Annotated in this window: 8 protein-coding genes; 7 read left to right on the top strand and 1 reads right to left on the bottom strand. The window is 42.4% G+C overall.

Going from position 1 to position 11,643, the window contains the following annotated elements:
- Positions 1-50: 50 nt before the first annotated feature.
- Positions 51-356 carry a cupin domain-containing protein gene (locus B2575_RS01595; protein ID WP_201540808.1) on the bottom strand — a complete coding sequence of 102 codons (306 nt, stop codon included), beginning with the start codon at positions 354-356 and terminating at the stop codon, positions 51-53.
- A 193-nt stretch (positions 357-549) separates the two neighbouring features.
- Between B2575_RS01595 and B2575_RS01590 the strand changes: the two genes are divergently transcribed.
- The 7 genes from B2575_RS01590 (at position 550) to B2575_RS01560 (ending at position 11,394) form a co-directional block, all read left to right on the top strand.
- Entirely contained in the window at positions 550-1,506 is a 957-nt protein-coding gene (locus tag B2575_RS01590) for a helix-turn-helix domain-containing protein (RefSeq protein WP_060491129.1), read from the top strand.
- A gap of 337 nt (positions 1,507-1,843) precedes the next feature.
- Positions 1,844-2,782 carry an ABC transporter permease gene (locus tag B2575_RS01585; protein ID WP_198329937.1) on the top strand — a complete coding sequence of 313 codons (939 nt, stop codon included), beginning with the start codon at positions 1,844-1,846 and terminating at the stop codon, positions 2,780-2,782.
- Complete coding sequence (locus B2575_RS01580; RefSeq protein WP_198329936.1) at positions 2,779-3,729, top strand: iron chelate uptake ABC transporter family permease subunit; 951 nt, start codon at positions 2,779-2,781, stop codon at positions 3,727-3,729. Before B2575_RS01585 ends, B2575_RS01580 begins: the two co-directional genes overlap by 4 nt.
- Positions 3,726-4,502 (top strand): ABC transporter ATP-binding protein, encoded by a 777-nt coding sequence (locus B2575_RS01575; protein WP_198329935.1) that lies wholly within the window; start codon positions 3,726-3,728, stop codon positions 4,500-4,502. The genes B2575_RS01580 and B2575_RS01575 overlap by 4 nt, the downstream gene beginning before the upstream one ends.
- Positions 4,499-5,485, top strand: coding sequence for a siderophore ABC transporter substrate-binding protein (locus B2575_RS01570; protein WP_198329934.1), 987 nt, complete (start codon positions 4,499-4,501; stop codon positions 5,483-5,485). The genes B2575_RS01575 and B2575_RS01570 overlap by 4 nt, the downstream gene beginning before the upstream one ends.
- Positions 5,486-5,659: 174 nt before the next feature.
- Entirely contained in the window at positions 5,660-7,957 is a 2,298-nt protein-coding gene (locus B2575_RS01565) for a TonB-dependent receptor (protein ID WP_198329933.1), read from the top strand.
- A gap of 1,046 nt (positions 7,958-9,003) precedes the next feature.
- Entirely contained in the window at positions 9,004-11,394 is a 2,391-nt protein-coding gene (locus tag B2575_RS01560; protein ID WP_296239928.1) for a TonB-dependent receptor, read from the top strand.
- The last annotated feature ends 249 nt before the right edge of the window (positions 11,395-11,643 follow it).

Genomic DNA, 11,643 nt, shown 5'->3' with positions numbered 1-11,643 from the left:
ACTTTCGCTCGCCTTCCTTGTATCTGAATTATATTGTACCGGCTATATATTCATAAAGGTTCAAAAAACATTACACTCGTTTCCGTAGGCGCATAAGGTTTATGGTTACTGTTCTTAGGAATAACGACAACTTCACCAGCGTTCACCTCTACGGTTTTGTCTTCTAATATAATAAATAGCTGTCCTGACAATACGTGAAATAACTTATCTTCATATTCGTGATTATGCCATTCATATTCACCTTTCAATTTAGCCAGTTTTACGGTTAATTGATTAAACTGAGCAATATCAGTAGGCTTCCAAAACTGTTCAATATCATCAAGCTCTTTTTTTATATTCACTATCAGCAGACTCATGCTTACTCCTTTTTGGTATGCGAATACCATTGAATTATATTTAATTGATAATCATTAACATTAAGATGATTGTTTATTACTAATAATGCTATTATTGCTTCGAGACTGGAGAACTGGCTATTTATACGTGTAAAGCTATTTTTAGCTGGATATAACATAAACACACATACCAAAACATCTTGATTGTATTTATATGGCAAACTTACATGCATTTTACGACCACTATCAGACCGAATACTGGTCTTTCGATCATCCTGATTCTGACTATTTGATTAAACGTCCAACTTATGATGGCAGCTCTGGTTATGGTGACTTACTGAGCTTGCATAATGGTATCGTGCTCGGTCGAAACAGCATTGCTAGCAGCCAATCTTTGGTGGAACCCGCCGCACCATTTTCTTGTGATGTAGGGATGCATTTAATTGTAGATGCGAACTATACCTTACATGCTAGTAATTTACGGACTGATACAAGTATTCATTCGCAGCAAATTTGGCGACGATCAGGAGATTTTGGTGATATCAACTCTATAGTTGATACTGAATATTTGCAGAATTCCCCTATAAATAGCCATATCGTAACAATCGATTTTAATCAAACATTGTTGTCGCGCTGGGCAGAAAGCTTCGCTGTTCCAACATGGCTATTACCTTCTAATAATCAAGATCCTGAAATGGTTCAAGTCAGCTTATCCAACCAGCCGCGTCTACTTGCTCGTGCAGCTTATATCCTCTCTTTACCTTGCTGTACTTTGAGTGATCGATTAGCTTTGGAGAGTCAAGCATTGCTGCTTTGCCAAGATATTTTAGGCATTCAAGATATATCAGGCCGATTAGCAAACCAAAAAAGCCAAATTGATCAGGCCGTTGATATTATTCGCCAAGAGTACAGTAATAAATTAACAATTTCCTTGTTGGCTCAACGAGTGGGTATAAACGAATGCTATCTCAAGCAAAAGTTCAAACAACAAACGGGTAAAACAATCGGCAGCTTTATCCGTGAACTGCGTATGCAGGAAGCAATGCGTTTGTTGCTAGATGAATATAAAAGCGTCCAAGAGACTGCATGGTATGTTGGCTATCGTGATCCTAGCAATTTCAGTAAAGCTTTTGCCAAATTTTATGGCGTTACACCCACACAACTTATCTAGCCAACCAATAGATGTCAAGCTGCCACAATCTTCTGAAATCAGCTAAATAAGCATTGCTGATATACGACTTATTTATGCCAAACCTATGTTGCGCCTGAGTTAATTCAATCTTTAAACCTTGGTAAATGCTGAGGTATCGTTCCGAATAAGTTCCCTTATTCACGGTATAACTTCCCAATTTCACCTTATATTCAACTTACCTATTCAAACAAGCATAGTATGATTGATTCTCATTTATGCTTTAATGAAAAATCCTAGCAATGAGTTTTATAGACTGTTGGTGGTATGTTTCAGCGTAGTAAAAAGTCATTCGTAATAAGTAAGAAGAACTTCAATAATGCGCTCACTATCTTTGTTACTCATTTTACTCTGTGCCGTTTCTCTTATGCTGGGCTCAAAACAGACCTCACTTATAGCTCTCTTTAATTTCTCCAACGATGCATGGTTGACCTTAACGGCGAGCCGTATACCACGGCTGATTGCGCTGGTACTGACAGGAGTGGGTTTGTCTGTTAGCGGCGTGATTTTACAGCACATCGTCCGTAACAAGTTTGTTGAGCCCGCAACTTCAGGGGGTTTGGATGCTGCCAAACTTGGCATTTTGGTCTCGCTCACCATGCTTCCTAATGCCAGTACGAGTAGTAAAATGATCTTTGCGCTGGTTTTTTGCTTTGCCGCAAGCTTACTTTTTATTCTCATTATCAGTCGTATTAAGTTTAAGAGCGCTGTGCTTATTCCTGTTCTTGGGTTGATGTATGGCAGTGTGCTGAGATCAATTGCGGAGTTTTATGCGTATCGCCATAATATTTTACAAAGTATGCAAGGGTGGTTATTGGGAGATTTTTCAAGGGTTATACAAGGTCATTACGAGCTGATTTATATTATTTTGCCCATCATTGTATTAGCCTATATTTATGCCCATCGCTTTACGGTACTGGGTATGGGCGAGGACATGGCCGCCAGTCTAGGACTCGGCTATGCGGCGACAGCTGCCTTAGGGCTTATGCTAGTCTCAGTAACGGTGGCCGCTTCAGTCATCACCATCGGCGCCATACCTTTTGTGGGGCTGGTTATTCCAAATCTAGTCGCTCTAAAGTACGGGGAAAACCTGTCGCGGACACTGCCAGTAGTCGCCTTAGGCGGTGCTTGTTTGCTGCTGATTTGTGATATTTTTGGGCGGCTCGTCATTTATCCTTTTGAGGTTCCCATTGGCCTTACCGCAGGCGGGGTAGGCGGTGTAATATTCCTTGTGTTAATCATGAAGGGGGTGAGATGAGTGCTGCGGCAAAGGTTTGGGCGACCGTGATACTGATTATATTGCTGGCGCTTATCTTCTTATTGATAGGCTCTGATTTAGATTTTGATTACTTAATTCCTAAGCGTTTGATGCGTCTAGCGACTATTGTTCTCGGTAGTATATGCTTAGCTTTTTCATCTATAATCTTTCAAACTATTGTTGGCAATCGTATTTTGGCGCCTTCTATCATGGGCTATGAGGCTGTTTATTTATTGTGGCAAGTGCTGCTGCTCTTTGTGATGGGTACAAATGGACTGATGCTGCTAGGTGTCAGTGGTAATTTTATCGTATCAATCGTATTGATGCTGGCATATTCTTGGGCACTTCATCACTGGCTTTTCCCTCGATGTAAAAATGATGTCTATACCTTGTTGTTATTTGGCTTGGTGTTGACGATGGTCATCGGTACGGTTACGCAGTTTATTCAGCTGCGTATTAGCCCTGGCGAGTTTTCGGTTTTTCAGGGGTTAAGCTACACCTCGTTTAATCGATCTCAGCCAGAGACTCTGTTTTATGGAGCGCTTGCGGTAGCCACCGTACTATGGGTTAGTCGTAAGACACTGCCTGTCTTAGATGTGATGGCGCTTGGCCGTGAGCAGTCGCTGTCTCTTGGTGTAAACCATCCTAGATATGTTAAGTTATATCTGGCTTTAATTGCCATTTTGGTGGCTGTGTCAACGAGCTTGATTGGTCCTACGGTATTTATGGGTGTGTTCATTGCCAACATCGCTTATGCGCTTGCAGGGAGTAACCAACACAAAGTCACCTTACCCATCGCTTGTGCCATTACTATCGCCATATTTTTAGTCGCTCAAATATTTGTTGAGCATGTCTTTAATTATAAAACCAGTGTCAGTATTCTCGTCAACCTTGTGGGTGGCATCTATTTTCTTGCGCTGACCGTCCGTACTAGAGGGTTCACATGATTACCATCAACCATGTCCATAAAAACTATGGCAAAAAATCTGTGCTATCAGATATCAGCCTAGAATTTCAGGCTGGCAGTGTTACCTCTTTAATTGGTCCTAATGGTGCTGGAAAATCCACCTTGTTGATGATGATGGCAAGGCTATTGGAAACAAGTAGCGGTGAGATATCATTCAATGATCGCAACATCCGTGAGATTGGTACTTCTGAATACGCGCATCATGTTGCGACACTGCGGCAGTCTCCAGGGTTTAATCTACGATTAACCGTGGAGGAGCTGATCTCCTTTGGACGCTTTCCGTATAGCCGTGGTGCGCTAACCACAGAAGATCGACGCATCATTGATGAGGCCATTGATTTTTTGGCATTAGAGCCTCTACGTCATTCTTATCTGGATGAATTAAGTGGTGGACAGCGGCAAATGGCTTTTTTGGCGATGACCATCGCGCAACAGACAGATGTGTTGTTATTGGATGAGCCACTAAACAATCTTGACATGAAGCATGCAGTGCAAATCATGCAAGCCTTACGCCGTCTATGTGATGAGCGGGGGCGCACGGTGATTTTGGTGATTCATGATATCAATTTTGCAGCCAACTATTCTGACCATATTGTGGCTTTAAAAAATGGCACGCTTAGCTTTAGCGGACTGTCCGAGCAGGTCGTGACAGAAACCAATTTAAGTGAGTTATACGATCTTGATTTTGAGATCATTCGTAGTGAACGTGGTTGCCTGTGCAACTACTTCAATTTATCAGGGGATGCAGTATGAATTTGAGTAAGAGAGATTGGGTTTGGATACTGGTCATGTCGGCCGCCGTATCATTACAAGGATGCGAAAAAAAATCTACTGAGCTGACAAATGAGCCAGCACACGCGTCACAAAAACTTGAGACGCCCATCACGATCAAGCATGAGCTTGGTACTACTGTCATCAATACTCGACCGCAACGCGTCGCGGTACTGGATATGAATGAAGCTGATTTTTTGGATCAGCTCGATGTTCCGATTGCAGGAATGGTCAAAGACTATATTCCGCACTTTCTTTCGCAGTACAAAGCGGATGCCGCAGTAGAGGACTTGGGCGCTATTGTTCAGCCAAATATGGAACGTATCCATGCGCTACATCCTGATCTGATTTTAATGACCCCGCTTCACGCCGCTAACTATCAAGAGCTGTCAGAGATTGCACCGACTCTGCATTTCGATGTGAATTTTAATAACAGTCAGCAGCATATAGCCAGTGTTAAAAGCCACTTATTAACTCTAGGTCGTATTTTTGATAAAGAGGCATTGGCAGAACAAAAAGCCACGCAGTTAGATGCAAGAGTCAAAGAGGTTCAGGACTTCACAAAAAACCGCTCAGAAAAAGCACTGGTTGTCTTACACAATAATGGGGCTTTTAGCAATTTTGGGCTGCAATCACGCTATGGTTTTATCTTTAATGACTTGGGTGTCAAGCCTGCGAGTACGATTGTAGAGACCAGCCTACATGGACAGCCGATTTCTAGTGAGTTTATACAGCAGGCAGATCCAGACATTCTTTATATTGTAGACCGTACCGCTGTCATGGAGCATCGCGCTATTATCAATCCTGATGATGTGAGCAACCCTTTACTTCGTCAAACAACAGCATGGAAAAATGGTCGTGTTGTTTTTGTTGATGCAGATGCGTGGTATATAGCAGCCGCTAGCCCAACCTCATTAAACATCATAATGGACGATGTCCTCAAAGGCTATCAGCCAACGTCCTAGAGACACTCTAGGAACCTTCTAAGACGAACGATGTTTTTTAACGTAGGACTAGGACACGCTCTAGTGAATAATTAAGTGAGAAAGAGAGGGCTCTTTTTATCCTAAATTGTTAATGATTATCATTTGTGTTTTTATTCGCATTATTATTTTCCATCAAAACAAGAGGACGTTTCCATGCACCAACTTCAACACTTAGATCATAAAAATAGGGTCAAACAGCGGGCGACACTGACCAAACCTTCTTTCGCGCTCAATTATATCGTATCAGCAAGACTTGCCATGTCTTTGAGCCTAGTCGCTGGGACGGTATTCATCTGTATGCCATCAGCGTATGCACAGACAAATAGTAATGTGACACATAGTGAGCAAACCACTGAGTCTGGCAATGGAGCGCAAAACCCACCGTTAGAGGAGGATAACAACGTTCCTACAGTGACCTTGCCTGCGATAACAGTAGTGGCAGAACGCAACGACAATCCTATCTACTCAGGTGGGCAGGTGACCTATACCAATCACGCTGGATTCTTGGGAAATAAGGATTTTTTAGAGACGCCGTTTAGTGCCATCAGCTATACCGATAAATTTATTGAAGATCAGCAAGCCACCGATATTACGGCTGTCATCGCTGCTACTGATCCTGCCGTCTTTAGCAGTGGGGTTGGTGGCCAGAATCTTGAAAGTTATTCTATCCGTGGATTCTCTTCAGACGTTGGTGATGTTACGGTAGACGGGCTATTCGGTATGGCACCTTATTATCGTAGCTCACCTGAGATGTTTGAGCGTATCGAAGTACTCAAAGGGCCCTCAGCTTTATTGAATGGTATGCCGCCCAAAGGCTCAGTAGGCGGTGCAGTCAACCTAGTGCCTAAACGAGCAGGCGATGAGCCGTTGACGCGAGTGACGGCAAGATATTTATCAGACTCACAACTTGGTGGGCATGTGGATGTAGGACGTCGTTTTGGTGAAGACAAGCAGTTTGGTGTTCGGATTAATGGTGCTTATAGAGAGGGTGATAGTGCAGTAAATGATCAAAAAAAACAAGCGCAACTGGCTTCTGTTGCACTGGACTGGAAAGGAGAGCGTGCTCGATTATCGACAGATCTTTATCATAGTAAAGATCGTGTCGATGGACCGACTCGCGGTCTCACCCTAGCACCAGGATTGTCGATTCCTAAGCCGCCCAAACCAGAGACGCTACTGAACCCAAGCTGGGCATTTAATGATAGTGAAGATAAGGGGCTAATGATACGTGGTGAATATGATGTGACTGACGATTTAATGATTTATGGTGCGGGCGGAAATAGTAAAACAAAATTTAAGTCGCAGAGTGCCTCTGTCGCGCAGATTATCAATGCCGCAGGAGATTATCGGACTAACCTTGGAGAAGTTGATGATGAAGTCGAAAGACAGTCTGCTGAGATAGGGTTAAAAAGTAAATTCCAAACAGGACGAGTTAATCATCAATTGGCATTTAACATCGTTGACTATCAGGAAGATTATGATTTAAGTGCTAGAAGGGGTTTATTAGCTGAAGACTGGGTCACGAACATATATAAACCAGTATGGGAGTCGCGTAATATTCCCTTCAATTCTCCTGCGCTACTGAACACAAAAACGAATTTGACCAGCTATGGTCTTGCAGACACACTGTCTTTTGCTGAGGATAAATATCAGCTGACTTTAGGACTGCGACATCAACAGGTAGAAAGTAAACAAGCAGGTATGCTGGCATCAGCAAAGGATTACAACGAAAGTGCGACTACGCCATCAATAGCGCTACTAAGTAAAGTAAACGATCAAGTTTCTTTGTATGCTAACTATATAGAAGGTTTGAGCCAAGGTTCTACTGCACCGATAGATGCAGAAAATGCTGGTGAAATGTTTGCCCCTTATAAGACGCAACAAAAAGAAGTTGGCGTAAAGCTTGATCTTGGTGAGTTCTCACATACCCTAAGTGTTTATGAAATAGAGAAACCTAATAGCTATTTAGACCCTGTTAGTAATATCTTTTCTTATGCTGGCGAACAGCGTAACCGAGGTGTTGAATGGGGGTTTTTTGGCTCACCCATTGAAGATATACGCCTAATGGGTGGGGTTTCATATATTGATGCGAAGCTAACCAAGACGCTTGGTGGCGTTAATGAGGGTAATAGAGCTACAGGTGTCCCACAATGGCAGTCTAAGCTTGGTGTTGAATGGGATCTACCTTTTATTCAAGACTTGACATTGACAGCTAATGCAAACTCGATATCTAAGCAATATCTTGACGCAGGCAACTCACTGTCATTACCAGGTCGCACTGTATATGATTTAGGTGCACGTTATGCCACCTCTATTGATAAAAAGCCGCTGACATTAAGAACGAGTGTTGCTAACGTAACTAATAAAGCTTATTGGGCAAAGCCGCATTATACCAGTCTTGGCTTGGGTGAGCCGCGTACATTTATGCTGTCAGCCACAATGGATTTTTGATTTGAGTTAAGGCGTGTTTGTAATATCATTATAGATTAGTGAATTATAGTGCTAAAGATTTGCCGCACCCAAATAGGAAATTTATTAGCATATAATTCACTCTTCTGTGAGTTCAAGGCTCAAAAAGTAGATGAGACGTAGACTTAGCGATATCAATAATTACTCGTTATTCTACTGGCAAGTTGTTACCTAAAGCATAAATAGAATGGTGCTCATTGAAAGCTTGTTATAGGCTTACTGAATTATATTTAAACACATCATATTAACGCACCCGATTAATTCTTAAGATGAAAAGTAGATTTAGCGGTGCCTATTGGAGTGCTTTTTATGGCACTTAAAATGAAGGAGTGAGCCACAGCTCCATGATCATGCCTAGCAGAACGAAAGTGACACCTACTGAACACCCAGTATTTATCTCTCTTGCCGGCAAATTCATAAGACCGTATTGGTCTAATATTAATGAAATGAGCAGTAGCGTACTACCACGGCGAGCCACTTCTGGTAATTGTTGTTCTAAATCCATAGTACATCGACGTCGCCAGCAGCTTCCACCGCTCGTCCCAAGATCACAATCACCTTAGCTTGAGCATCCAGCTCATGACTACTACGCCAATCGTTGTCGAAATTAAGCAAACTAACAAAGCCACTGAAATAAAAATAGCAATGAGTTTGCCTTTTGAGAGGACGGCAATATAGTCAGTTCAATCTCATTTGGCGTTCTGGTACGTTTGGCATCTTCTATCGTACCAAGGCCATCATATGCTCTAAGAAGCCTTGTTCAGGCGCTTGGGTGATATGAATAATATATCAGTGTTGAGCCATATAGAGAGCTATTAATTGAATTATGGATACCGCTTAGATATCGAATCTTGAGTGACGCTGGAGCAGTATTTTTTGGGAGCAATAAGGGTTTTCGATATTGTAAATAATTATAGAAACAACAATGATTATCATTTACAATATTGTTCACAAAGTTAGTACACACAGCATTATTAGCTAAATATAACTTTTACCACTCTTTGATCCTCCAATTAAGTGAAGTGAATATGAAACGCCACCATCAAGTTGCTCTATCCTTTCTTACCTTTTGTATCAGCCAGCAACTATATGCACAAAACAATGTCAGTGCTATGGACATCGCTTCAAATACGATGCTTTCAGAAGACTTAGCTGTCAACGCCGCCTCAAGTGAGTTACCAAACGTGACTTTAGATACCATTACGGTCACTGCTAAAGCAAGGACAGGAACGGCTTTGGCACAAAAAATTAGTGAGATGCCTGCCGTCACGCAGGTAATTACCGAAAATGAGCTGCAGATGCAGGCGACAGGCAATCGTACTACTGGAGATATATTGGCTCAGCTGATTCCAAGTTTGGGGGCAAGTAGTGGCTCAACCAGTAACTACGGCACGACCATGCATGGCCGTCCCGTGCAGTTTTTGCTGAATGGTGTGCCATTGAGTGGCTCACGCAGCCTGTCACGCGAGCTAAACAGTATCGACCCTTCGCAGCTTGAGCGGGTAGAGGTGCTCTCTGGTGCGACCAGTATTTATGGGGCTGGCGCGGCTGGTGGTCTGATTAATCTCGTCACAAAATCTATGGTGGGGTATGGCTCTATCAGGCAAACCAGAGTCGGCGTCAGTAGCAGTCGTAATTTTGACTCAGATTCAGTGGGTTATCATGTGGGGCAGACATTAGGCTATGGCGGTGAGCGAGTTTATGGTCGCCTAGATGTGGATTATAAAACGAAAGGCGGCAAGTTCGATAGTCATGATAATCGCATCAGCCCAGACGTTAACCAAACTGACCAACAAGATACTGAGTCGCTAAGTATTAACGGTAGCTTGGGTATAGAGCTCACTGACAGTCAGCGTCTCGATTTGGCAGTGACTTACTACAAAGATGAGCAGGATACGGACTACGGTCCAGATTATGGTAAAAATTTACAAGTATTATTAAAACCGAAAAAATTACCACCATCTTTAAAAGCGATTGATGGTGCTGACGTAGCAAACGAGCCTTATACCACCAAAACATCAGTGAACCTTAACTATAATAATGATGATATTGCGGGCTCAAATTTGAGCGTCACAGGGTACTATCGAGACGAAAAAGGCCGTTTTTATCCTTCTGGTAAAGTTTTCCCTGCACAAGCGGGCGAAGTCTGGGTGGCTAATGGCCTTACCGATGAGAGTACGCTAAAAGAATTACTGGGCGGGGCAGTCGTCGTCACTCAATCAGAAGCTGACATTGAGGTGATGGGTCTACGCGCCGCCATGCAAACAGATAGTGAAATTGGTGGTAAAAAAACGCTGTTTAGCTATGGGGCTGATTTTGAACGCGAAAAAAGCGAGCAAACTTATGAAGGTCAAGACTTAGATAAATTTAAAACCAGTAACGGTCTAAGTGCTCAGCCAAATGGTCTTAGCTATAATGGTGGACCAGATACCACCATTGATAAATGGGGCGCTTTTGTCAATGCGGATATAGATATCACTGATAAATGGCATACCAGTGCTGGCGTGCGCTATCAAAAACTCAAAGCAGAAACGGCTACTTTCACGCCCATTTATGAGCAATTGCTCGAAGAGTATTTTAATGATCCTCTCATCAACGGTGTCAGTGATGCTTATGGCATTGACTATCAGGCTGGTCAAGTGGAAAAGGGCCATACAGACCACGATAAAACCCTATTTAATATCGGTACCAGCTATCAATTAACCCCAAATGACCAAGTATTTGCCAATTTTTCACAAGGCTTTACCACTGCTGACATTCAGCGTGCGCTACGTGATGTACGAGCAGGCTTTGTCGTCAACTCAGACAACGTACAGCCTATTGCGATCGACAATTACGAGTTGGGCTGGCAAGGTAAGCATGGCAGTACTGCTGCACGATTGAGCGGTTTTTACAATGAATCAGATAAAACGGTACGCTTTACCAATGACTATACGGTAGAAGTCGTCGATACCGATGAGCGCGTCTACGGCGTAGAAGGCTCGCTCAGCCATGATATTGATGATCAATGGCAAGTGGGTGGCAGTGTCGCCTATACTCGTGGCCAGTATGATAAAGATGGTGATTGGTTGGAGCTGGATGCCGTACGCTTGACACCACTTAAAGGCACCGCATTTGCACAATACAACTTCGATGAAGGCAGTAATATACGTCTACAAGCATTGGCAATTGGCGGTGATGATAAAGCCTTTAAGGATCAACAAAAAGACCCTGATTCTAGCGCATTGCCAGTCACAGGTTATATGACACTTGATGTATTAGGACAAGTCAAAATGCCGGTAGGTCGAGTAGACTATGGGATTTATAACTTACTCAATAAGGACTATCTAACGGTCTATCATCAAACAACCTATGGCGATTTGAATCGTTTGCCTGCCTCGGGTACAACTTACGGCTTGAGCTACACTGTGGATTATTAAAAATAATATCAGAAAACCTTTTACGCTAATTATTGGATAGCGTAAAAGGTTTTTACATTTTTCAAAATCAATGCCATTTCTTATAATAGTAAGCCTATAGCATTATCATATAGACTGTATTTAAACAGGCATTCAGTGACTAAGTTCATGAACTTCGAATATGATTAAAAATCTAATTTATCTATAAAAAATTCTTCACCATTTCTTTAATTTTAAGACCGCTTTATTAGTTTTTTTATACACATCAAA

This window comes from Psychrobacter sp. UBA6739, assembly GCF_002453835.1.
Lineage (GTDB): Bacteria > Pseudomonadota > Gammaproteobacteria > Pseudomonadales > Moraxellaceae > Psychrobacter > Psychrobacter immobilis_A.
Note: the sequence above shows the minus strand (reverse complement) of the source record. Positions and strands in the feature narration are given on the sequence as shown.